The sequence below is a fragment of the Arminella tubonensis genome (genome assembly GCF_003240585.1).
GTDB lineage: Bacteria > Pseudomonadota > Alphaproteobacteria > Rhizobiales > Rhizobiaceae > Rhizobium > Rhizobium tubonense.
Map to the genome: position 1 here is coordinate 1 of NZ_PCDP01000022.1, position 24,221 is coordinate 24,221.

General features: G+C 59.5%; 17 protein-coding genes and 1 pseudogene. 7 read left to right on the plus strand and 11 right to left on the minus strand.

The genetic code is table 11. From position 1 onward, the window contains the following. The 7 genes from CPY51_RS33755 to CPY51_RS07415 form a co-directional block, all read right to left on the minus strand. Positions 1 to 115, minus strand: a 115-nt coding sequence (locus CPY51_RS33755) for a family 4 glycosyl hydrolase (protein ID WP_146260092.1), incomplete at its 3' end; no start/stop codon positions are given. A 21-nt stretch (positions 116 to 136) separates the two neighbouring features. After that, positions 137 to 1,804: an ABC transporter ATP-binding protein gene (locus tag CPY51_RS07390; RefSeq protein ID WP_111159641.1), complete on the minus strand. Its 1,668-nt coding sequence runs from the start codon at positions 1,802 to 1,804 to the stop codon at positions 137 to 139. Positions 1,805 to 1,819: 15 nt separating this feature from the next. Further along, entirely contained in the window at positions 1,820 to 2,947 is a 1,128-nt protein-coding gene (locus tag CPY51_RS07395) for an ABC transporter permease (protein WP_111159642.1), read from the minus strand. Further along, the gene (locus CPY51_RS07400) at positions 2,947 to 3,957 is read right to left on the minus strand and encodes an ABC transporter permease (protein WP_111159643.1); all 1,011 of its coding nucleotides are present in this window, start codon (positions 3,955 to 3,957) and stop codon (positions 2,947 to 2,949) included. Before CPY51_RS07400 ends, CPY51_RS07395 begins: the two co-directional genes overlap by 1 nt. Before the next feature lie 124 nt (positions 3,958 to 4,081). Beyond that, positions 4,082 to 6,166, minus strand: coding sequence for an ABC transporter substrate-binding protein (locus CPY51_RS07405; RefSeq protein ID WP_111159644.1), 2,085 nt, complete (start codon positions 6,164 to 6,166; stop codon positions 4,082 to 4,084). Positions 6,167 to 6,288: 122 nt separating this feature from the next. Next, positions 6,289 to 7,755 (minus strand): alpha-glucosidase/alpha-galactosidase, encoded by a 1,467-nt coding sequence (melA, locus tag CPY51_RS07410; RefSeq protein ID WP_111159669.1) that lies wholly within the window; start codon positions 7,753 to 7,755, stop codon positions 6,289 to 6,291. A gap of 292 nt (positions 7,756 to 8,047) precedes the next feature. Next, positions 8,048 to 9,259 carry an ROK family transcriptional regulator gene (locus tag CPY51_RS07415; protein ID WP_111159670.1) on the minus strand — a complete coding sequence of 404 codons (1,212 nt, stop codon included), beginning with the start codon at positions 9,257 to 9,259 and terminating at the stop codon, positions 8,048 to 8,050. A gap of 278 nt (positions 9,260 to 9,537) precedes the next feature. On the opposite strand from CPY51_RS07415, the gene CPY51_RS07420 reads away from it, so the two are divergent. The 6 genes from CPY51_RS07420 to CPY51_RS07445 all read left to right on the plus strand — a co-directional run bounded on the left by CPY51_RS07420 (position 9,538) and on the right by CPY51_RS07445 (position 18,084). Beyond that, complete coding sequence (locus CPY51_RS07420; RefSeq protein ID WP_111159645.1) at positions 9,538 to 10,830, plus strand: ABC transporter substrate-binding protein; 1,293 nt, start codon at positions 9,538 to 9,540, stop codon at positions 10,828 to 10,830. A gap of 63 nt (positions 10,831 to 10,893) precedes the next feature. Continuing rightward, positions 10,894 to 11,778 (plus strand): carbohydrate ABC transporter permease, encoded by an 885-nt coding sequence (locus CPY51_RS07425; protein WP_111159646.1) that lies wholly within the window; start codon positions 10,894 to 10,896, stop codon positions 11,776 to 11,778. Then, positions 11,778 to 12,629 carry a carbohydrate ABC transporter permease gene (locus CPY51_RS07430; RefSeq protein WP_111159647.1) on the plus strand — a complete coding sequence of 284 codons (852 nt, stop codon included), beginning with the start codon at positions 11,778 to 11,780 and terminating at the stop codon, positions 12,627 to 12,629. The genes CPY51_RS07425 and CPY51_RS07430 overlap by 1 nt, the downstream gene beginning before the upstream one ends. Positions 12,630 to 12,687: 58 nt before the next feature. Continuing rightward, positions 12,688 to 13,833 (plus strand): ABC transporter ATP-binding protein, encoded by a 1,146-nt coding sequence (locus CPY51_RS07435; RefSeq protein WP_111159648.1) that lies wholly within the window; start codon positions 12,688 to 12,690, stop codon positions 13,831 to 13,833. Then, on the plus strand, positions 13,830 to 15,998 hold the full coding sequence (locus tag CPY51_RS07440; protein ID WP_111159649.1) for a beta-galactosidase: 2,169 nt from the start codon (positions 13,830 to 13,832) through the stop codon (positions 15,996 to 15,998). Before CPY51_RS07435 ends, CPY51_RS07440 begins: the two co-directional genes overlap by 4 nt. 64 nt (positions 15,999 to 16,062) lie before the next feature. Next, positions 16,063 to 18,084, plus strand: a complete 2,022-nt coding sequence (locus tag CPY51_RS07445; RefSeq protein WP_111159650.1) for an aldo/keto reductase — start codon at positions 16,063 to 16,065, stop codon at positions 18,082 to 18,084. A gap of 18 nt (positions 18,085 to 18,102) precedes the next feature. Here the strand turns inward: CPY51_RS07445 and CPY51_RS07450 are convergent, their stop codons facing one another. The 4 genes and pseudogenes from CPY51_RS07450 to CPY51_RS07465 all read right to left on the minus strand — a co-directional run. Continuing rightward, a complete protein-coding gene (locus CPY51_RS07450; RefSeq protein WP_195909460.1) occupies positions 18,103 to 20,307 on the minus strand; it encodes a bifunctional diguanylate cyclase/phosphodiesterase in 2,205 nt (734 codons plus the stop codon). Positions 20,308 to 20,682: 375 nt separating this feature from the next. After that, on the minus strand, positions 20,683 to 21,615 hold the full coding sequence (locus tag CPY51_RS07455) for an EF-hand domain-containing protein (protein WP_244598517.1): 933 nt from the start codon (positions 21,613 to 21,615) through the stop codon (positions 20,683 to 20,685). A 229-nt stretch (positions 21,616 to 21,844) separates the two neighbouring features. Then, the gene (locus CPY51_RS07460; protein ID WP_206607236.1) at positions 21,845 to 22,840 is read right to left on the minus strand and encodes a bifunctional helix-turn-helix transcriptional regulator/GNAT family N-acetyltransferase; all 996 of its coding nucleotides are present in this window, start codon (positions 22,838 to 22,840) and stop codon (positions 21,845 to 21,847) included. 115 nt (positions 22,841 to 22,955) lie between these two features. Then, positions 22,956 to 23,326, minus strand: a pseudogene (locus CPY51_RS07465) (methyl-accepting chemotaxis protein); the annotation flags it as partial. A 317-nt stretch (positions 23,327 to 23,643) separates the two neighbouring features. Between CPY51_RS07465 and CPY51_RS07470 the strand changes: the two are divergent. Continuing rightward, positions 23,644 to 24,177: a hypothetical protein gene (locus tag CPY51_RS07470; protein WP_244598519.1), complete on the plus strand. Its 534-nt coding sequence runs from the start codon at positions 23,644 to 23,646 to the stop codon at positions 24,175 to 24,177. Positions 24,178 to 24,221 lie beyond the last annotated feature (44 nt).

The following is a 24,221-nucleotide window of genomic DNA, read 5'->3' on the forward strand; positions in this document are numbered from 1 at the left end:
TCAGGGCGATCCTCGCACCCGACAGCGCCGGGCGCTGCAGGATGTCGCCGATGATGTTCTTCATGAACACCGTCGAGCCGGCGCCGATGAAGGTGATCTTGGGGTTGGCTGTCATCAATGTCTCCGCACGTAAATGTCAGGCTACCTCGAACGCGGCCTTCACCAGCCGGGCCGTGTAGGGGGTTTGGGGGTGGGAAAGGACGTCCTCGACAGGACCCTCTTCGATGATCTGGCCGTTCTGCATGACCATGACGCGATGGCAGAGGGCACGAACGACCTTGAGGTCGTGCGAGATGAACAGATAGCTGAGACCGCGTTCGTCCTGCAGCTTGCGCAGCAAGTCGATGATCTGCGCCTGGACCGAGAGATCGAGCGCCGAAGTGGGCTCGTCCAGCAGGATGAATTCGGGCTCCAGTGCGATGGCGCGGGCAATCGCGATGCGCTGGCGCTGGCCGCCGGAAAATTCGTGCGGAAAGCGTGAGAGGATATTGGCTGGCATCCCGGCGCTGACGAGCGCGTCCTTCACCCGTCCCAACCGCTCCGACTTGTCGGCGCCGATGCCGTTGACGATCAACCCCTCCTCGATGATCTGCCCCACCGGCATGCGGGGATTGAGCGATGAGAATGGATCCTGGAAGACGATCTGCATGCGCGAGCGCAGCGGGCGCATCTCATTGCGTGACCGGTCGTGGATCGCCTGGCGGTCGAAATAGATCTCGCCGCTTTCCGAATTGATCAAGCGCAGCAGCGCCTGGCCGAACGTCGTTTTGCCGGAGCCGGATTCGCCGACGATGCCCAGTGTCTCATGCCTTTTCAGCTCGATATCGAGGCTGTCGACGGCAACGAGCGCCCGCATTTCCGGCTTGAAGAAGGTCCCGTGGCGCAGCATGAAGGACACCCGCACTGCCTTGCCTTCGAGGATAGTATCGCAGCCCTCCGGCAAGGGCTTGGCATGGCCTTTGGGCTCAGACGCAAGCAGATGCCGGGTGTAGGCGTGCTGTGGGTTGGCGAAAAGTGCCTCGGTCGTATTGTGCTCGCGCATCTCGCCATGCTGCATGACATACACATAGTCGGAGAACTGCTTGACGACCGTCAGGTCGTGCGTGATCAGGATCACGGCCATGCCGAGCTGCTGCTGGAGATTGCGGATCAGGTTGAGGATCTGAGCCTGGACGGTGACGTCGAGTGCCGTCGTCGGCTCGTCGGCAATCAGCACGTCGGGATCGTTGGCGAGCGCCATGGCGATCATCACGCGCTGGCGCTGGCCGCCGGACAGCTGATGCGGATACTGGTTCAGACGTGCGGCAGGATCGGGGATCTGCACCTGCTTCAGAAGCTCCAGCGCCCGGTTCTGCGCGTCGCGGCGGCTCATACGCCGATGCACGCGGATCGCCTCAACGATCTGGCTGCCGATGGTGTAGATCGGGTTCAGGGAGCTCATCGGCTCCTGGAAGATCATCGAGATGCGGTCGCCGCGCAGCTTGCGCCGCTCCCTCTCGGAGAATTTCAGAACGTTACGGCCGTCATAGTCGACGGTGGATTGTGGCGCCACGACTGCCCGCTTGGTCAGCAGTCCCATCACGGTCCTTGCCGTCACGGATTTTCCGGAGCCGGATTCGCCAACGATGGCGATCGTCTCGCCGCGATAGAGCTGGAAAGAGATATCCTTGACGGCTTCGACCATGCCGTCCTCGACCTTGAAGGTGACGGCGACATTGCGGGCGTCGATGACAGGCGACGTCGTGCGCCCTTCGCTATCATGTCGAACGGCGGGGGCAAACGGGTTGACGAGTGCAAGAGCCACGTTGCGTCCTCCTTCTCAATAGGGGTCGACAGCATCGCGCAGACCGTCGCCGAGCGCATTGAACGCAAAGACGGTGATCAGCACGAAGGCGACGGGCGAAAGGATCCAGGGATAGGAGCCGATGACGGAATAGGTCGAGGTGTCCTGCAGCATCAGGCCCCAGGAGATCAGCGGCGGCTTGACGGCGAATCCAAGGAAACCGAGGAAGGATTCGAGCAGCACGACACTCGGAATTGCCAGTGTCACGGAAACGATGACGTGGCTCATCACGTTTGGAAAGATGTGTTGCAGGATGATGCGGCGGTCGGTGGCACCGACGGCCATCGCAGCGCGAACATAGTCGATCCGCGCCAGCGCGAGCGTCTTGCCGCGCACCTCGCGCGACATCTGCGCCCAGCCGAGCGCCGACATGACGATGATCACAAAGGCCAGAAAGACATTGGTTGGCGCGGTCACCGGGATGAGCGAAGTCAAGGCCAGATAGAGCGGCAATTGCGGGAAGGCGAGCACGAGGTCGACGAAGCGCTGCAGCCAGGCATCGAACGTGCCGCCGAAGTAGCCCGACACCATGCCGACCGTCGTCCCGACCACCGTGACAATGAACACGACGGTCAGCGCGATCATCAGCGAGACGCGCGAACCGTAGACGGCGCGCGAAAGAATGTCGCGGCCGAACTTGTCAGTACCCAGAAAATGTACCGGCTGGCCGTCGGTCGTCCCGAAGAGATGCCGGTCCCCCGGGATCAGGCCGAACAGATCATAGGACGCGCCCTTGACGAAGAAACCGAGAAGCCGGGGATTGTTGTAGTCCGGTCCGACGATCGGCTGAAACGTCACCGGATCGAGCTCCTCGGTTTCGGCAAGCGCATAGACGCGCGGCTGGAGCGAGAAATTGCCGTCCTTGTCGTGAAAGCTCATCACCTGCGGTGGCGCAAAGCCGCTGTCGGTCGCCTTCGGGTCAAGCGGTGCAACGAATTCCGCGAAAACGGACATGAGCAGCAGGAGAACCACAAGAAGGAGGCCGCTCATGCCGGTCCACGAGCGTTTCAGGCGTCGCCAGACAAGTGCGGGATAGCTCTCATTGCCGCCCGTAGGCTTCAGCTTTTCTTCAGTCGGGGGTGTGGAGTCCGAGAAAGCCAGCATCAGAACGCTCCTCCGTGTTGGCGGACCCGCGGGTCGAGCAAGGCGAGGAGCATATCGGCGATGATGTTTCCGACGATCAACGTGGCGGACAGGACCATCATGAAGGTCGCCGTCACATAGACGTCGCCGACGGCCATGGAACCGACGATGGCGGGGCCGACGGTCGGAAGCGCAAAGACGATCGCCGTCTCGATCTCCCCGGTCAGCATGTAGGGAAGCACGACGCCCTGGTACATGACCAGCGGATGTAGCGCGTTCGGCACGGCGTGACGCATGACAACAGCCGCCCCGCTCAGGCCCTTGGCGCGGGCCGTTTCGACATATTGCGCGTTCAGCGTATCCAGCAGGTTGCCGCGCATGATGCGCATGTTGTAGGCAAGCCCGCCGAAGGTGGCGATTGCGACCACCGGCCAGACGTGTCGGATGAGATCGCCGAGCTTTGCGAAGGACCAGGGTGCGCCACCATATTGCGGCGAATAGAAACTGCCGATTTCCGCGACGTTGAGCTGGAAGACAAGCAGATAGACGATGATCAGCGCCATCAGGAAGCGCGGCACCGTCATGCCGAGGAAAGCGACGCCCGACAGCACCGTGTCGATCCAGCTATATTGTCGCGTCGCCGCCAATATGCCGAAACTGATGCCCAGTATCGACGCGAAGATATGGCAGACAAGCGCGAGGATCAGGGTTCGCGGCAGCCGCTCACCGACAACGTCGGCCACCGGCTTGTTGTAGAACATGCTGTAGCCGAAATCGCCATGGGTGACGATGCCGCCGATCCAGTTGAGATATTGAATTGGTATCGGCTTATCGAGACCGTGTTCCTTGCGATAGGCCTGTGCCTGGGCATCGGCCTGCGCGAAGGACGCGCCGCCCTGGTTCATGGCCTGCGAGCGGATATAGTCAGCGTAGTCACCCGGCGGCGCCTGAATGATCGTGAAGGTCACCAGGCTCAGGATGAAGAGCACCGGAATTGCCGAGGCGATACGGACGAGCAGAAATCGCAACATGGGACGGTTATTTCTCTTGTTGCCGCCATCGGTTCGGGCTCTGTCGGAGCGTTAAGCGACGGCTGTGTTCATCGGGGCCCGGCCGCACCCGCGTGCGACCGGAGACTTCATTTCCCCTGGGAGGCTAGTTGATCGGGCCGCTATCGCCGGGCTTGCCGGGCAGCTGCTGCGGAAACAGCTCATACTTGCCCTGCTTGTCGGCCGCGACGAAGACACGCTCGCGAATGATCGCATCCTCGGCCCAGTTGAACATGAAGATCGGCGTTCCCTGCGGAATATTCGAGAAACGCTTGTTGATGATCAGCGCGCCTGGATATTCGGTCAGCCCGACGGTGTTGACGTTCTCCGTATAGACCTTCTGGTACTGCTTCATCAGCTTGGTACGCTCGTCATTGTCCTGCGTGGTCATGAACTTGTCGACGATATCGACCAGCTGCTGTTCGAAGGGCATCAGATCGAGCTGACCATTTTCCGGCGCCCGGTGATGCCAGCTTGTGCGCGGGCCAACCGGTGCTAGCTGTTCGGTGTTCTGCACCACGGAAGAGAGCTCCGTGTGATTGCGCATCACCATCCAGTCGAAGCGGCCCGCATAGTTTGCAGCGTCACGCTGGGTGCCGGTCAGCGAGTTGAGGATAACCCGGATCCCGAGCTTCTCCATTTGCGCAATAACACCTTCGGCAAGGCTCTTGTCGGTGCCGTAGTCGTTATTGACGAGAAGCACGATCTCGACGTCCTTGCCGCCGGCAGTGCCGGTCGGGAAGTTGACGATGCCGTCGCCATCGGTGTCCTTCAAGCCCGCTTTCGCCAGTTCAGCCTTGGCGCCGGCAAGATCGAAGGGATAGTAGACGGTCGACTGGCGGTCGTAGAAGCCGGTGCCCGAGGAGAGGCCGCCCGGATAGATGGCCGTGAACGGCCCCTTGACCAGCGATTCGCCGGTCGCCTTGCGATCGAGTGCCATCGTCACGGCCTTGCGGAAGTCGAGGTTACGGTTCAGCTCGCGAACAGCCTGTTCGCGTGCATCGGGATTTCCCCAGCCGTTCGCCGAGAAGTTCATATGCAGATTATAGCCGATCAGACGCGGCCCGAAGGCGAGACGGGACGGCGCATCCGGCTGCGCGGCGCGCTTCAGCGAAGCCACGAAGTTTTCCGGCTGTTCCAGGTTGGAGATGTCGCCTGAGCCGGCAACGGCCTGAACGTCCCGGTCTGCCCATGTCGAAAGCTTGTAGTGGAGTTCGTTGAGGTAGGGCAGCTGGTTGCCCTTCTCGTCGACCTTCCAGTAATAGGGGTTGCGGCGCATCACGATGATGTCGTCAGGCCGATATTCGACCGGCACCCAGGCACCCATGACCGGCATGTTCATATATTCCGGCGGAAAGGCGTTCTTGAACTGGTCGTAGGTGTTCTTGGAATATTTCGGATGCTGCGGCTTCAGGATATGCGAAGGGCCGGGGCAGAACGTGCCGTAGGCCATGGCGAACAGATATTGCCGCGGAAATGCGTCCTTGAAGGTCCATTCGACAGTGTAGTCATCGATCTTCTTCAGCGTCGTTCCGACACCGAAGGTCTCCGGCGTTGCGCCGTTGAGCGGTGATACGTTGGGGTCGACGACTTCGTCGTCCCAGTAGAACATTACGTCGTCAGCGTTGAAGGCGACGCCGTCGGACCACTTGGCCCCTTCGATCAGGTGCATGGTGAGCTTGTGGCCATCCGGCGACCATTCCCAGCTCCTGGCAAGGTTCGGCAGCGGTTCGGTGTCTTTTGCCTCGACCTGGAATAGCGGTGCAGTCCGCGTCAGGCATTCCGAAAGGCCGATGTCGATGCCGCCCCAACCCTGGGTCTGGCCGGCGCCGTAGTTCCAACCTTCCGGCCGTCCGCCGATGACGTGGCGCATTGTGTCGCCATAGACACCGATGCCGTCGGGCATGTTGCCAGTCTTATAGACCAGCGGCTCCTTGGGCAGGCGCTCCTTGAGCGGCGGCAACTTGCCGGTCTTGACGAACTTGTCGTTGACCCAGTCGGGCTCGTGATATTCCGCAAGCGCCTTGAACTCCAGGATGGAGTCGCGGGCGACATATTTGATCTTGCCTTCGGCCGGGAAGGCTGGCGCCACCGGCGCCACGGTCGGCTCGGCGGCGTGCGCATTCATCGCAAGAACGGACGCAGCAAGCGCCAGCCCCGCAACAATGCTGATGGGTCGGAAATGGGTCATCGTCTCTCCCTCTTGTCGCGAGCGTCCATTGAGGACTGCTCGGCTCCTCCACACATGAAACGAACCGGCCGAACGGCGTCTCTCCTCCAAAGATCCGCCGCCGCCATTTCGTCCCTGATCTATCAGCCCGCTTGCTTCAGCGCGGCCTTCTCAACCCTTAGTTCCTCGATCGAACGGACGTTGCGGGTTGCCGCGCCCTTCCAGTCTCGCGTCTGCACCTTGGACTTCGACAGCCGCTCCTTGGCGCCGTCGATCGCATGCGCATATTGGGGAAGCCAGCGGGCCTGGGCGACGACCATCTCGTCAACCATCTGCCAGACCTCTTCCGGGGTGGAAACTGCGCCGACGAGCGGATCATGCAGTACAGCCAGCTTCAGGAGGTCGATGTCGCCGGTGACCGCTGCGTGCACCGACATGCGCTGGACGTTGATCGATGCGATGCAGGTTGCAGCGCAGGCTTCGGGCAGGGTGATGCCGGCTACCATGTTGATGCCGAACCGATCGACGAAGCCGGGCGATTCTATGATCGCGTCGGCGGGCAGATTGGTGATGACGCCGTTGTTCTTGACGTTGAAGTGACCCCGATAGACACGGTTCGTCTCCAGCGCCTCGAGAATATGGCTTGCATGCTCGTTCGAGCGACGTGCCGGTTCGATGGGAGCGGCGGCCGAGTCGAGGATCTGCTGGAATTCAGTCTCGAACCAGTTGCGGGTTTCGGTTGAATGCCGGAGATAGCCGCCGGTCTCGCCATGGATCCAGTCGGACATGTCGATCCATTTTTTGATCTCGTCCGGCCGCTTGCGATACCAGGGCAGGTATTCGGACAGGTGGCCGTTGCTTTCAGTCGAATAGACGCCGAAGCGCTTCAACACATCGATGCGCAGCTTCTCCTGTTGGGAATAGACCGGGTGAGCCTCAAAGGCTGAAATCAGCTCGTCCTTGCCGATCTTACGGCCATTGAGGCGCAAATCGACAAACCATGTCTGGTGGTTTATGCCCGAGCAGACATAGTCAAGCTCCTGCTTCGACTTGGCGCCCAGGACTTCGGCGATCTGTTCGGCGCCGTGCTGTACGCCGTGGCAAAGGCCGACCGTGTTGACCTTGCCGTATTCGATCGCGGCCCAAGTGTTCATCGCCATCGGGTTTGCATAGTTCAGGAACGTGGCGCCGCTCTCGGCGACCTCGCGGATGTCCTTGCAGAAATCGAGAATGACGGGAATGTTGCGCTGGCCGTAGAGGATGCCGCCGGCACAGATCGTATCGCCGACACACTGGTCGATGCCGTATTTCAGCGGAATGCGGATATCGTCGGCATAGGCCTCGAGCCCACCGACGCGCACGCAGCTGATGACATATCTGGCGCCTTCGATCGCTTTGCGGCGATCAGTTGTCGCCGTCACGCGGGTCGGGAGATCGTTCGACGAGACGATCCGGTCAAGGATCGCCTTGATCATTTTGAGGTTATGTTCGCTGAGATCGGTCAGCGCGAATTCGACATCCTTGAACTCCGGAACGCAGAGGATGTCCGTGAATAATTTCTTCGTGAAGCCGACGCTGCCCGCGCCTATGATAGCGATTTTGAAACTCATGACCCTCACCTCTATTCGAACGAACAACAAGGGGGAATATTGGCCGAAGGTATGTTCCTCCAAGCCGCAAAAACGCAGTAAAACTACGCTTTCTCCTCCTTCTGCCTCTCCTCGTCGGCAGTTGCTCGCTGTCTGTGAGACGCGATTATGCCTATAACGGCTCGAGCGACCAGAGAATTATTGTGCTTTCAAGGGTAATTTTGTGCTGCGCGATTGGTCGTCAGCGGGCAAACCGCACGGACGGTTTCTCTGCCACGCGGAGCCTCTTGCTGCTCCCGAATGCAGGCATCACTCAGCTGTTCAACAGCAACGCGCCGGCCGTCGGCTCGGCCTTGCCGACAGTCCCGGAGCTGGTTTCGAAATCGAAGAGCTTCTGGGTCACGAGGGCGGCAGCGCCTCTCGCCCAGGAATTATCCTCCCAGTCGGGCAGAAGCGGGGGAGGGGCACGAAAGGTGTGCTTGAGCAATGACGCCCGTAAGGGGCCGAACAGGGTTTCGCCAAAAGAGACCGCTTCTCCGCCGACAACAATGACTTGCGGATCGGTGATGTTGACAAGATTGGCGAGCGATTTGCCGATGCCGCTGCCTGCTTGCCCCAACAGGGCAACGATGGCCGGCTCCTGGTTCTCCAATGCATCCAGCATCGCTGCCAGACCCGACGTGTCGTCTCGCCCGGTTTCCTTCCTCCATGTTTTCAGCAAGGACGGTTCGGAATAGTAGGCCATGAGGCAGCCGCGCTTGCCGCATTCGCAAAGCCGCCCGTCCTCCTCGAGAAGCGTGTGGCCGAATTTGCCTGCCGCGCCATTGGCACCGCGATAAAGTTTGCCGTCGATGATCAGCGCGCAGCTGATACCGACGCCGATGGCCAGCACGGCCATGTTGCGATGCTGGCGGCCGAGCCCGAATAGCTGTTGGGCAACGGCGTATGCGTTGGTATCGTCTTCAAGCCAGACCGGCACTTTCACCTTTTCGGCAAGCATGCGGGCAAGCGGGACATTGTCCCAATTGAAACGGTGGCTCCGCACGCAGGCCGCTTGGTCATTGTCGATGACACCCGGCACTGAAACACCGATGCCCGCCAGACGCGCACTCGGACGATTAGCGGATTGCAACAGGTCAGGCACCGAAGCGGCCAGTGTCTCGACGACATGTGCCGGGTCGCGACTGGAGAAGGTGAGGCGGATCGAGGCCAGCGGGTCAGTCGCCAGATCCGTCACCACGCATTCCGCGGCCCCGACCATCAGCTTGAAGCCGATGGCCAATCCGTTGGCATAATTGATGTCGACGGGGATCGGCCGGCGGCCCGAAAGGCCTGCGACCGCCTTTCCCTCGCATACATGGCCCTCCTCGATAAGGTCACCGATGACGAAGGTCACGGCCGCGGGGCTGAGGCCGGTCGTCGTTGCGATTTCGGCACGGCTCTTCGGTCCCTCCTGTCGCAGAAGATTGAGAATGAGCCGCCGGTTCATCGCGCGGGACGTGCTTTGGTCGCCTTTGAGCTTCACGGTTTTCATTTCTTAATTTTGTAAATTAATTATTGCGTCTGTTTTAAACTTATGCATAACTTCACTGGCCGATCAATATCCGGCTCGTGCGGAAGCACGAAGAAGTCAGCAAATACGTACACGAGGTCTCCCCAACCGATAGCGCCGCCAATGCGTCAGCAGTGGCGCGCCCGGCTATGCGAAATCGCGCGTTCGGAAATGGTTGGACATGCTGGAGGGCGTCCCAGCCGATCTGTGCTGGCGAGGATGGAAGAGGGCATCAAAAGGGAGGAGTTCACATGACTTTCGATTTGCTTGGAAAGACGGGCAATTTGCTCGGGAAGGAAACGGGCCGGCGCAACTTTCTGAAAGGTGCAGGTGCGGTTTCCGCTATCGCCATGACCGGCCTGCCGATGCCCGCCATCGCGCAGGCGCAGGATATCACGATCATTTCCGATGAGAACAATGCTGAGGCGCTGACGATCTTAGGCAAGATCGCCGATGACTTCGGCAAGCAGGCTGGCTGCAAGGTGACCGTTAACAATATGGATCACGAGGCCCATAAGACGGCGATCCGCAACTATCTGGTCGCCGGCGCGCCCGACATCTGCTTCTGGTTTTCCGGGAACCGAATGCGTGCATTCGTGAAGCGCGGTCTGTTCGACGACATCTCCGATCTATTCGAGAAGGAAAAATACAAGGACGTACTCGGTGCGACTGCGGGTTCTGTTACCGTCGACGGCAAGCAATATGGACTGCCGACGGGAGGAACGCTCTGGGGCATGTTCTATCGCAAGGACGTCTTTGCCCAACTCGGAGCAACTATGCCGGGCACATGGGATGACTTCCTGGCATTCGGCGCCAAATGCAAGAGCGCCAATCTAACGCCTATCGCGATGGGTACCAAGGAGCTCTGGCCGGCTGCCGGCTGGTTCGATCAGATGAACCTTCGCATCAACGGCCTCGACAAGCACATGGCCTTGATGAACGGCGAGATGAGCTATCTCGATCCGAGCCTCAAGCCGGTCTTCGACCAGTGGGAAATGCTGATCAAGCAGGAGTTCTTCACGGCGAACAACACGTCCTTCGGCTGGCAGGAAGCGGGCGCTCTATTGTCGCAGAAGAAGGCTGGCATGATGAATCTGGGTGCCTTCGTTCGAGCAACCTTCCCGAAGGACCAGCTCGATCAGCTTGCCTTCGCACCGTTCCCGACTATCGATCCGAAGGTCGGCCGTTTCGAAGAGTTTTCGCTGAATTCGGTGCATATTCCGAAAAATGCCAAGAACAAGCAAGGCGCCCGCGAATTCTTGGCCTATTTCTATAAGCCGGAAAACTTGGGCGCTTATTTGGAGCCAGCCGGCAACGTTCCACCGCGCAACGACCTGCCGCCAAGCAAGGATCCGCTCGTCAACGCCGCCGTCGATGTTTTGAAGACGATCCAGGGCACGTCGCAATACTACGACCGCGACAGCGATCCGGACATGGCGCAGGCAGGCCTCGTCGGCTTTCAGGAATTCATGGCAAAGCCCGAGCGGCGCGATGACATCCTGAAGCGGCTCGAGGCGACCCGCAAGCGCATCTACAAAATCTGATTTCCTCCCAGCGACCGAGCGGCGGAACGGGCGTTCCGCCGCTCCAACCCGAACGAGGATACAATGACAAAGCTATGGCAGCGCCATCGCTGGTGGATGACTCCGACCCTGCTTATTCTTCCTGCCGCAATACTCTTCTCTGTCGTGATCCTGTGGTCTGCCGTCGAGAGTCTCTGGATCAGCCTGCACGACTGGGACGGCTTCAGCCCGATGACGTGGGTCGGCTTCGGCAACTATGAAGAACTTATCGGCGATCCGCAGTTTTATGTCTCGCTGAAGAATAATCTGATCTGGCTGATCATGTTCATGGCGGCGCCGCCCATTGGGCTCGCGATCGCGCTTCTGGTCAATCAGAAGATCCGCGGCATGCGGCTGATGAAATCGCTTTTCTTCATTCCGCTTGTGCTGGCATCGGTCGCCGTTGGCGTGGTCTTCACCTGGGTCTACACGCCACAACTGGGATTGCTCGCACTCATCTTCGGTTTCTTCGGCGCCACGGCTCCGGCAGTCCTTTCCGATGAGCACCTCGTGACTTTTGCGATCGTCATTGCCGCGCTCTGGCCGCAGATCGCCTTCTGCATGGTGCTCTATCTGGCCGGGCTCAATAATCTCAGCGAGGAGTTGATCGGTGCCGGCCGCGTCGACGGCGCTAGGGGCTGGAATATGCTGCGCCACATCGTGTTGCCGCAGATGACGCAAGTCACCTTCATCGCCATCGCGGTTACGGTCGTTGGGGCACTTCGGTCCTTCGACATGGTGTCGGTCATGACGCAGGGCGGGCCGTTCGGGTCGTCTGAAGTGCTTGCCTACCAGATGTTCGAGCAGTCGATATTTTCATACCGTTTCGGTTACGGCGCGGCAATCGCGTCGGTGCTGTTCGTCATCATGGCCGTATTCATCACCTGGTACCTCACGCGCATCATTCGTATCGAAGAAAGGGGCGCCTGATGTATCCCCGCGCAATCCCCGAAACGGCTATCTGGCAGCGGCGCTTCTACGTCATTGTCGTTCTGGTGATCCTGATCCTCTGGCTGTGCCCCCTCTTTGCCGTCATCCTCACCTCGTTCCGCTCGACGCAGGACGTGATGGGCGGCAATCTCTGGGGATGGCCAACGCAGTTCGGCCTGATCGACAATTATACAGCCGTCTTCACCCAGACGCCGATGGCGCGCTATTTCCTGAATAGCCTGATCATCACCATCCCGGCGGTGATCGGCGTACTGGTCCTCAGCACGCTCGCCGGCTTCGTGCTGGCACGGTATCGCTTTCGCGGCAACATGCTGGTCTTCGCGCTGTTCGTGGGCGGCAATTTCCTGCCCTATCAGATCATGATGATACCGGTGCGTGACCTGATGGTGCGGATCGGCCTTTACGACACGACCGCGGCCCTGGTCATCTTCCATATTGCCTTCCAAACCGGCTTTGCGACGCTGTTCATGCGTAATTTCATCGCCGCCTTGCCGGACGAGCTGTTTCAGGCGGCACGCGCCGAGGGCGCCTCGCCCTTCCAGACGCTGGTGCATGTGGTCATTCCGCTGGTTCGACCCGCATTGGCAGCCCTTGCCATCCTGATCTTCACTTTCGTCTGGAACGACTATTTCTGGGCCGTGGTGCTCACCGTCAGCGACACGGTCAAGCCGGTGACGGCCGGGCTTGCCAATCTGCGCGGTGAATGGGTGTCCGCCTGGAACCTGATCTCGGCCGGCACGATCGTCGTCGCCGTGCCGCCTGTCATCATGTTCTTCCTGATGCAGAAGCATTTCATCGCCGGCCTCACCATGGGGGCCGTGAAGGGATGACGCACTCGATGGTTCCTTTCGCACCGGCCCCACTTTCCGTACTTGAGAGAGCAGTTGCATGACCAGTCTCGAACTTAGACATGTGAACAAGAATTACGGCGCCTATCACGCGCTGCGCGGCATTGATCTGGCAGTGGCGCAGGGCGAGTTCATCGTCATGGTCGGCCCTTCCGGTTGCGGCAAGTCTACGCTGCTGAAGTCGATTGCCGGCCTGGAATCTATCTCCTCCGGCGAGATTCTCATCAACGGCCGTGACGTCAGCACGGCGGAACCGGGCGACCGCGGCATCGCCATGGTGTTCCAGTCCTATGCGCTCTATCCGCACATGACCGTCGCCGAGAACATGGGTTTCGGCCTGCGGATGGCGAAGCGCCCGAAAGCCGAGATCGACGCTGCCGTTGCCCGTGCGGCAAAGATCCTCAGGATCACCGACCAGCTTGACAAGAGGCCGAAACAACTCTCGGGCGGCCAGCGCCAGCGCGTCGCGATCGGCCGTGCGATCACGCGCTCGCCTGATGTGTTCCTTTTCGACGAGCCGCTGTCGAACCTCGATGCAGCGCTTCGCACGCAAATGCGGGTCGAATTGAGCGGGCTGCACGCCGAACTCGGCGCCACCATGGTTTACGTGACGCATGACCAGGTCGAGGCAATGACGATGGCAAGCCGCATCGTCGTCCTCAATCGCGGCGTTATCGAGCAGGTCGGTTCGCCACTGGAGCTATACCGCAATCCGGACAACCTCTTCGTCGCCGGTTTCCTCGGCGCGCCACGAATGAATTTCTTCCTGGTTACCGTCGATGAGGTCTCGGACAGGATGGTCACGGTTTCCGCACCTGGCCTTGCACCGGTCGCGGTCGAACTCGTGACGGGCGCAACGGTCCAAAAGGGCGCAGCACTTACCCTCGGCATCCGGCCGGAAAACATCGCCGTCATCGATGCGGCGTCGGGGGGAGGGACCGTCTGCGGAAACGTCCGTCTTGTCGAGCATCTCGGTCGTGAGACGATTCTCTATGTCGATGCCGGGCCGCTGCAGTGCGTCAGCTCTGAAAGCGGCACCGGCAATATCACCGTCCAGATCGGCCACGTCGCCGGCGTCGCGGCCGACACCACGGTCAGCCTGCGCGTCGATCCGCGTGAGATCTACCTGTTTTCCCAGGACGACGAGCGGACGATCACGGTCCGCAAGCCGATCCTCGACCAATGACCGCAGTTCAGGAGCCTGATACCTTGTCAGCCAACAGCAGCACAAAAGACCTTTCAGCCTGGCGTACCATCGATACCGACCGCTTTCTCGTCGGCGTCCCGCATTATCCCGAGCATGTCGATGAAAGTTACTGGGAACGCGACGCCAAGCGCATGGCGCAAGCAGGCTTTAACGTTGCGCGTCTCGGCGAATTCGCCTGGCACATCTTCGAGCCGAGGCAGGGGACCTTCGACTTCGATCTCTTTGATCGCGCCATCGCCATGCTTGGCCGCCACGGGATCAGCACGATCATGTGCACGCCGACGGCGACGCCGCCGCGATGGCTGACGCAGGCGCATCCGGAGATATTGCGGGTCGACGGCCATGGCCGGACCATGAGCCACGGCTCGCGCCAGCATGCCGATACCAGCAGCCCCGTCTTCCGTGAACATAGCAAGCGGATTACCAGGGCGATGGCCGAGCACTATCGCGACAACCCCCATGTGATCGGCTGGCAGACGGACAATGAGCTCAATACCAGCATGCCGGAATCCTTTTCGCCATCGGCGCTCAAGGAATTCCAAGCCTATCTCGCCGATCGCTACGGGTCGATCGACAAGCTCAATTTCGCCTGGGGCGGAGACTTCTGGGCGACGGCCTATGACGATTTCGGCCAGGTCGTCCTTCCGCTGGAATTCGCACCGACCTTCCCCAGTCCCGGGCATGTCCAGGACTATCATCGGTTCCTCGCCTTCTCGACGGCGCGGTTCCAGCATGATCAGGTGGAGATACTGCGGGCGACAAATGCCGGCTGGTTCGTATTTCACAATCTCGGCGGCCTGCGCGACATCGATTTTCGCGGTCAGTTTTCGACCGATCTCGATTTCGTTGGCTACGACATCTATCCGATGCTGTATGACGAATTCCAGCGCATCGGCAACCACGCCATGGTCCAGGCGCTTCATCTCGACATCTGCCGCGGTTTCTCGGGCAACTACATCGTGCCGGAGCAGCAATCCGGTTTCGGCAGTCAGCCCGGCTTCTGCACGCTGACACCCGAACCCGGGGAGATGCGTCGCATGGCGATGTCGTCGGTTGCGCGCGGGGCGGACGGACTGATGTTCTTCCGCTGGCGGCCGGCCCATTTTGGCGCGGAAATCTACTGGATGGGCATCATTGACCATGACGACGTGCCGCGGCATCGTTATGACGAAGCCAAGCGCTTTGCAACGGAGATGACAGCGCTCAAGGACAAGATCCTCGGTACCCATGTCCGCATGGATGTCGGCATCGCCGGGGCTGATTTCGACAATCAGGAAGCTCACAAGACCTATTCGATCGGCCTGCCCAGCCCGCAGGACGACGCGGTGCTCCTGCATCAATATTGCTATGATCGCGGCATCGCCTGCGGCTTCATTCATCCGGAAGACGATCTCTCGCGGCTGAAGCTGCTTTACGTTCCGCACTGGGTGATGTGGAAGGACGACTGGACCGAACGGCTGGAGGCCTTCGCGCGCAACGGCGGCACCGTCATCATCGGCGCCCGCACCGGTACGAGAGATGAAAACAACCATGTCATTCGGGACACGGCGCCCGGGTCCTCGCTGTCGCGACTGACGGGCATACGCGTCGAAGATTTCGGCCGGTTGGCCGCGCCCGGTGCAAATGGGCTCTTCGAGGTCATGTCGCGATCGGGTGGATTGGTGATGCCGCCAGATCGGCCGGCCGAATCCCATCGCCGTGTTCGCCGCTTCACGATCGGCAACCGCGAACTCGAGGCCGGGCATTATTACGAGAACCTGGCGGTGGAGGACGATGTCGAGATCATTGCGACCTGGTCAAACCGCTATGCCGAGGGCGTGCCCATGGCGACATCGCGCAGTGTCGGCAAGGGCCGAGTGCTTTATGTTGGCAGCTACCTGACGCCCGACCTGACCGCAGCGCTTGCCGATCGCACCTTCGTCGAAGCCGGGATCAAACCGCTGCTGCCGGATCTGCCCGACGGCATCGAAGTGACCATGCGCCAGAATAACGACCGGCGACTGCTGTTCATTCAGAACTGCCTCGATGCGCCGGCATTTCTTGCGATGGTTCCCCAAGGCCACAACCTGCTTGACGGCGGCAAGGCGGTCTCGGGCGCACTATCGATCGAGGCCTATGGCTGCGCGATCATCGAATTGATTTGAAACCGAAATATCGGGCGCCAACCCCACCCCAACTGCGATGCGCCCATGCCGAGAGGACATTTAGATGACCAACAATGATAAGATACGCTGGGGAATTCTCGGGCCAGGCCGGATTGCAATGGATTTCTTTGCAGGCGTTGCCCAGTCCGATACAGGGCGCGTCGAGGCGATCGGTACGCGCAATCCCGGCAGGCCGGGTCTCGCGGAGAGCTTTCCGGGAGCGCGCATCATTCATGGCTACGACGCCCTGCTGGCCGATCCGGCGATTGATGCGGTCTATATTTCAACGCCGCATCCAAGCCATGCCGAGTGGGCGATCAAGGCGGCTGAGCACGGCAAGCATGTGCTCTGCGAAAAGCCGATGGGTCTTTCAGCGGCCGAAGCCGAAGCCATGCAGGAGGTCTCCCGCCAGGCAGGGACCTTCCTCGGCGAGGCCTATATGTACCGCCTGCATCCCCTGACGCTGAAGCTGATCGAGCTTTTGAAAGCGAAGACCATCGGGGACGTGCGGTTGGTCAAATCGAGTTTCGGCTTTGCCAAGACGCCGTTCGAGCCCGAGCATCGGCTGTTTTCCAACAAGCTTGCCGGCGGCGCCATCCTCGATGTCGGCGGCTACCCGGTATCGATGGCACGGTTGATCGCCGGCGTTGGCGAGGAGAGTGGCGTCCTCGATCCGGACAAGGTCTTTGCGGTCGGCCATCTGGGCGAGACCGGCGTCGACGAATGGAGCTCGGCAGTTCTCAATTTCCCGAATGGCGTCATTGCAGAGGTGTCGTGTTCGGTCTCGTTGGCGCAGGACAACGTGCTGCGGATATTCGGGACCAACGGGCGGATCGAGATCGACCAGTTCTGGTTTGCGGCCGGCAAGCCGGGCGGCACGGCAATCATCCGCGTTTTCGCCGCAGATGGTTCGCAACGGGATGTTCCGGTCGATGAGCCACGACATGTCTACAGTTTCGAGGTCGATGCGGCAGGCGCCGCGATCCGGGCGGGCCGCAATGAATTTGCCTATCCGGGCATGACGCGGGCCGACACGTTCGGTAATCTGAGGGTCATGGACAAATGGCGCGCCGCGATTGGGCTTGAATATGCAATCGAGACGCCAGCTATCCGCAGGCAGACCTTGCGTGGCGAGGTCCTTGGCCGCAAGAGCAGCCACGTCGCGCGCGGCCGGATCGCCGATCTGCCAAAGGAGGTCTCGCTTGCCGCTCTTGGCCTGATGGAGTTCTCCACCTTTTCCGGCGCTGCGATCGTGCTGGACGCCTTCTTCGAAGCGGGCGGCAACCTCGTCGATTCCGCCTTCCATTACGGCGGCGGCCTGCAGGACAGGCTGATCGGCGAGTGGATGCAGAGCCGCGGCGTGCGCGACCAAACCGTGGTCATCGAAAAGGGCGCCCATACGCCGCTCTGCTACCCCGATGTCATTGCCAAGCAACTGGCAGTCAGCCTTGATCGGCTGAAGAGCGACCATGTCGATATCTATTTCATGCACCGCGATAATCCCGACATTCCGGTCGGGGAATTCGTCGATGCCATGGATGCAGAGGTGAAGGCAGGCCGCATCCGAGGGCCGATCGGCGGCTCAAACTGGACCCGGGAGCGGATGGACGAGGCGATCGCCTATGCGGAGAGGACTGGCAAGACGAAGCCGAGTGTGCTGTCGAACAACTTTTCGCTCGCCGAAATGGTCCAGCCCGTTTGGGCTGGCTGCATCGCATCGTCGGATGCCGAATGGAAATCCTGGCTCGGTGATCGCAAGGTCACCAATTTTGCATGGTCGAGCCAGGCGCGCGGCTTCTTCACAGACCGCGCCGGACGTGGCAAGTTCAGCGATCCGGAACTGGCGCGTGCCTGGTATTCCGACCTGAACTTCGAGCGCAGGGACCGAGCAGAGGAGCTTGGGCGACGGTTTGGCAAGTCTCCGATTCAGGTCGCTCTTGCCTATGTGCTGAACCAGCCATGGCCGGTTGTGCCGCTGATCGGACCTCGTTCTCTTGGAGAGCTGAACAACAGCCTTGAGGCATTCGAGATCAAGCTTTCTCCGAATGATGTGACCTGGCTCGAAAGCGGTAAGGTCGGGCTGTAGCCCACTCGAACCGGCCGCTCAGGCAAGCATTGCCTGTTCGCGGAGGATGTCGCCATTGCTCTGCCTTTGCCCGGCGAATTCAATGAATTCCCGGGCGGGCATGGGCCTTGCGAATGCGTAGCCTTGGAAAAAATGACAGCCGAGATCGCCAAGGATATTTGCGTGTTCGAATGTCTCGACGCCTTCCGCAACGATGCCGATATTCTGTGATCGCCCGATTTCAATAATCGACGCCACGAGCCTGCGCTGCGAATGAGACGTCGTGATAGGAGCAATCAGCTTCCGGTCGATCTTAAGCCGCTTCGGTGCAAGCTCGAGCAGGCTGATGATCGAGGCGTGTCCCGTTCCGAAGTCATCGATCTCGATGTCGATGCCCATGGCCTTGATATCCTTGATCGCTTCTTGGAGCGCGGAATCATGGCCGTCGAACGAAATGGACTCCAGCAATTCGAACGAAAGGCCGCCTTTGCGGAAGGGGGTGTTTCGGAGCTTGGTCAATAGTGTCGGATCTTTGAGGCGTTGAGCCGAGATATTGACGGAGACCTGCGGCACTATGAGATCAAGGGCCGCCCATCGGGTTGCCTGGAAGAGGGCCTTTTCGAGGATGCAGGCGTCGATGTCGGCAACGCGATTGATCGTTTCCGCAACGCTCAGAAACCGATCCGGCGTCAAGATACCTCGTTGAGGATGATCCCACCGCGCCAGCGCCTCGACGCCGGATATCCGCAAGGTAGTGGCGTCGAACTGCGGCTGAAAATATGGAATAATTTCATCGCGTTGCAGCGCCAATATGAGATCATCGGCCGTTTGTTTTGTCTGTAGTGTCGCGGCGCGGAGTTCGTCCGAGAATATCTCGGTACGTCCGCGTCCGCGTTTTTTCGCCTCATAGAGCGATATATCCGCATTGACGAGCAGTTGGTGAAGGTCGTCTCCGGCATTGCTCTGCCAGGCGACGCCTGCGCTTCCCCCTATTCTGCATTCTCGACCATTGATGAGAATAGGTGCCGCCAGAGCGGCCACCACATCTGTCGCGAGCGCAATGGCGCGTTGCTCCGGATCCCGCCCCCCAGTGACGATGACGAACTCGTCGCCTCCGATGCGAGCGGCAAATTCCTCCGGGCCAAGGACTGTTTGAAGCTTTGCCGTGCTAAGGCGCAAAACTTCGTCGCCCGCAGCGTGGCCGAGCGTATCGTTGACCTCCTTGAAGCGATCGAGGTCGACATGGATAAAGGCGAGACGATCAGTCCCGCTATCGGCGTTTTGACTGGCAATCATCTGATCGACGTAGCGCCTGTTCGGCAGCCCGGTGAGCGAGTCGTGCAGCGATTGATGTTCGAGCGTGCGCTTGGTCTTCTCAAGTTCGTCTTCGCGCCGCTGCAGCTGCACAATCGTCTTTTGGCGCGCTCGCATCAGGAAGCCGGCCCAGATCAAAGGGGAGATGATACACAGCGAGACAACCGCCACGCCGATTCGAAACAACACCACGTGAGCATGCTGAGCCCAGCCGCCCTTGGGCACTGCCGCGAGTTCCCAGGTGTTATAGCCCAGATTGAGCGAAAGCCGGACCGGATCGCTGTCGAACGTGTCGAGCTTTCCGAAGAACACGTCCTTTGATGCTTTTGGGTTGCTCTTCAGGCTGATGGCAACATCCAGATCCGCCGCCATCAACCCGCTATCCTCATAGAGCCGGGCGAGATCGATCACGCCCGAAATAATTCCCCAGAATGTTTGCGCCTTGTCGACCGATATGTAGACCGGACAGCGTGCAATCAGGCCCGAGCCCCCCTGGACGAGATCGACCGGCCCGGCCAGCACGATGTTATGGCTATTGCGCGCCATCAGCGCGCCGTCGCGTTGTTGTTCATTTTTGCGGTAATCGAGCCCGATTGCCTTTTCGTTCGGCGATCCGGGGTACACGTAGCGGACCACCAGATCCGGGGCTCCGGCGACGTTGCGAAGTTGAGACGTGGCGCGGAAGAGCTGGCCTGCGAACTGCGAGAATCGTTCCTGCGACATCTGCGGCTCAGTCGCAATCGCCGCGACCAGGCCCTGCAGGAGATTTACGTTGCCGTTGATGTTCGTTTCCAGTCGCGCCGACAACGTAGCCAGTTGCTCGGATGCACTTGTCCGTTGCGAAATACGAACCTGCTTTGCTCTTTCGTGATCAGCGAAAACAACCAGCGTGGCGATCGTGAAGAGCGCAAGAATAGCGGGAAGAAACACGCCAAACCGGTTGGCGTTCGGTCGCTTTGATCGATGATCTGGAGTTGAAGTTGACGCCATTGAAAAGCTAGAACCATTTGGGATAGCAAGCAGTTTTCGACAATTGTTTTAATATTGTCTGATTGCCGGAGCAGATTCTTTGCCGGCTTCGATTTGGAACAGAGAAATGTGGACCTGCGCCAATATCGAATATAAACAAGATTGCAGCTAACTGATTGAAATATATTAGTAAATTTAAAGATAAATGATCGGACCCTGCGAAAGAGCTGGAAAGCTCAAGCCGGGAGATCTGAACGTGAAGGCCCCACGTCTTTCGTCCAGATTCCCGGCTTGTGGCAGTTTGCAAACCGGGCAACCGCCCGATCGGCGCTCTTACTACAGATTGATGAGTTCCTTCGACGTGCTGTCGTCGTAGTTAGAAGAATAAAGACTTGCGAAATCGGAGAGCTGCATCGGCGGCGGTGCAGGCGGTGTTTGCGATTTCATTGCGGTCGCGAACTGGGCTTCGGTTAATGATCCTGCACCGGCCGTATCCAGGCTCTTGAACAGTATTGTCGCCTGGTCTTCGCTGACGTCGGACGGACGTGCGGCGATGAACTCTGCCTCGCTGACGCCGCCGTCGCCGTCTTTATCCATCGACGAGAATGTCTTGGATAGATCGTCGTCGCTTGGTTTCGCTCCGGGCGGTGGCGGCGGGTTGTGTGATTGCATCGCCTCGGCAAGCTGCGCTTCCGTCAAGGAGCCGGTGTTGTCGCTGTCGAAGCTTGAAAACAGAGACGACGCCTGGTCTTCACTGACATTGGACGGACGGGCTGCAACAAATTCCTGCTTGCTGATGCTGCCATCGCCATTCGTATCGATCGCGCTGATCATGTCGGCCTGCGACGTCGGCTGATCGGAGGGTGACTGGTTGCTGTCGCCGCTGCTATCGCTGCTGCCGGACTGGTTGTTCAGCATCATCGCCATCATCTGCGAGAAAAGTTTTTCCGCCGCAGCGATGATGCTCTGTTCGTCGGTGGTGGACGTGTCCGACGAAGATGAGCTGGAACTGGAACTTGTTTTTGTCGATGTTCCGGAAGACAGTAGCAGATCGGAATCATCTATCGATGCGACGCTGGTCGTCGATTTGTACTTGTACTGACCACTGGAAAGGACCGAAGAGATGCTTGTCAAGGGGGCCTCCTGATACAAGCGTTGAAGAGGACTCGGGTTCTTACACTTTACGCGTGACATGTTTGCGCTGCCGTTTGAATAGGTGAGCGGCAGCGGTTGCATCGGCTGCCCGCTTTGACTTCCGGTCTTGATCACCTGGATCGCCCGACACCGGCTTCCTTATGCATCGCAGAGGCGGCCGCCTTCATGTTGGCAAGGATCGGCTATGGCGATCTTATGCGGAGGAAGGATGAAAGGGAGTGGAAGATAACGGCGGCAAACGAACGGCCTTCATGGCCGGAATGGGAGCAAGCGGAGAGACTCCAGCTGCTTGCTCCTAAACATCCTTAAATTCGACGTTTAATCTTGTGCGGAGCTTTTGCATTCAGCTTTGCTGTCGTGACGCTATTTGCCGATCATCTTGACCTTCGACCTTGCGAACGAAGCGTTGCTCGGTCACTTCCTTGCCCCATTGACGGCCGGGCTGCTCTTCCGCGAGGACGAAACCTGAGGCCTCATAGAGTCGCCGCGCCGCGTCCAGTCCCTTGAACGTCCAGAGCTGGATTTCTTCAAAACCGTTCCGGTCGCAAAACGCCACGGCTTGGTTCAGCAGCCGCGTGCCGGTCCCGCTTGCGCGCCGTCCGTCTTCGACGATGAACCAGCGCAGATGGGCGATACCGGTTCCAAGGTCTTCGCCGTCGATCGCGATCGTGCCGATAATATTTCCTGCCTCCAGGGCGGCCCATATTTCGTTGTGCGGTCGATCCAGTCGCCCGACAAATTCGGCCAAACCGGCAGCAACCTTGCTTTCGAAGAAATGTCCGAAGCTCGCCGTCCGGGCGTAGTAGCGAGCGTGCATCTCCACGGAACGTCCGATCACGCCGGGACGATAGCCCCTTTCTATCGAGATCGCGGAAGACGCGTCGGGCTCTCCGCCGGTGCGCCGGGCCTCCAGCGCCCGCGAATAGGCTTCCAACCCTTCCAGCGCCCTGCCTTGCCTCTCCGGCGTCAGCTTTTCCAGCGCGCCGGAAACCTGGTTCCGCGCAAAGATGTCGATTGCCGCCAATGCGCTCCAGCCTTTTGGCGTCAGTGAGAGTGGCTTTGCACGCCCATCCTGATCGCTCGCACCTTCAGAAAGATCGCCGGACGCTATGAGTTTGCGCGTCATTCGGCTGACGCTTGATTTCTCCAGATTGAGAACGTTGCAGAGTTCCGCTGCCGTCAGCGTCCCGCGCCTGCCGATCTCGATCAGGGCATGGACCGCCGACGGTGGAAGGTTCGTCCCGGCAAGGGTCGAGTTCATGAAACCGAGTTCACGCACAAGTCGGCGCGAAGCGTCACGCAGGGGTGCGATGATGGTATCCGGCGCACTGTCCGTCATGGAGATAATGCCCATATAGTTGTACGATGCAACTTCATAGCTTTATGATCGCCTTTTGGAAATAGTCAGGGCAGTTCCAAGGTCATGAATTCCCCCGCCCGTCGCCGGTTTCGCATCAGAACTCTTCCCAGCTCTCCTGAGCGGTTGCTGCGGCACTTTCGGTCTTGCCTGCAAAAGCCTTGGCAACCGTGCGCCCGAGCGCGCGGGCAGGAGATGCGACCGGATGCGAGCGGACAGTTGCGGCTGAGGGTCTGGCAGTATTGGCCCGCTGCCCATTGCCGAGACTGAACTGATCGAGGAGCTCATTGAGGGCGCTTGCCTCAGCGGCCAGTGCGTGGCTCGCAGCGGTCTGCTCCTCGACCATCGCGGCATTGCGCTGGTTGCCCTGATCCATGTTGTTGACGGCGACGTTGATCCTATCAGGCCGATCGATTGCTCGCGGGTTGCGGTCACGATGGCGCCGACGTGGCGATTGACCTCCTGCACATTTGTGCGCCGCAACGAAGCCTTCGCCGCCTGGCGGCAAGAGCAATCCGGCTTCGCCATTCATGTGGGGCATTCTGGCGAAGCCGGTACTTTGGGGTGACCGATGCCTATTCGAGATAAGCGGTCGGCCGAGTGCAAATCTACACCAGAGCTTGCCGCAAACGTTTCCGAACATTGCCGAAAAAAGGTATTTGAAAGGAATTTCTTATCCCGATATTTCCGGGAACCGGACCACCTCCGCAACATCGGATTTGTGCGCTTTGTCGTCAAAAGTTATAATGTTATGATTTCTTTGAATTTTATCGTTAGAAAACGCGATGAATCCGGCCGCATTTCCGGATAATGTCGCCGACGTCTTAGCATGGACTTTGAACGGTCAAGCAAAAGGGAATTTACTTACGCTTAATCCAGCCGCGGCCACAGTTGTACATCCGAACAATACAGCAATGGGCAACGGCAAAATGGTTACAGCGATATCCTCCTCTACCACCTCATCCTTGTTTGGCACATCGTCCACCACGTCGTCGAGTTCGTCGACCACAGACGACGCCACGAAAATACAGGCTCAAATCGCGGCGAAGAAGGCGGAACTCGCCAACACGAAAGACCCGGACGAAGCCGCCACGCTTCAAAAGGATCTGACCACGCTTGAGGCCCAGCTGGCCAAGCTGCAGAAATCCTCCAGCAGCCAGTCGAGCGCAACCGGACAAGCCACGAAGGCAAATACGGCCTCTGGTTCCAGCCCGTCGACGAGCGCTGGGCAATCGCCGCTGTCTGGGGAAAGCGACCGCATCGGCACGACAAACTTTGACGAGAGTACAGATTTCGGAGATCGGACCGCCTACGTCTGATAATCGACGGTGAAACGGGAGGCTGTTCGATCTTGGCATGGATC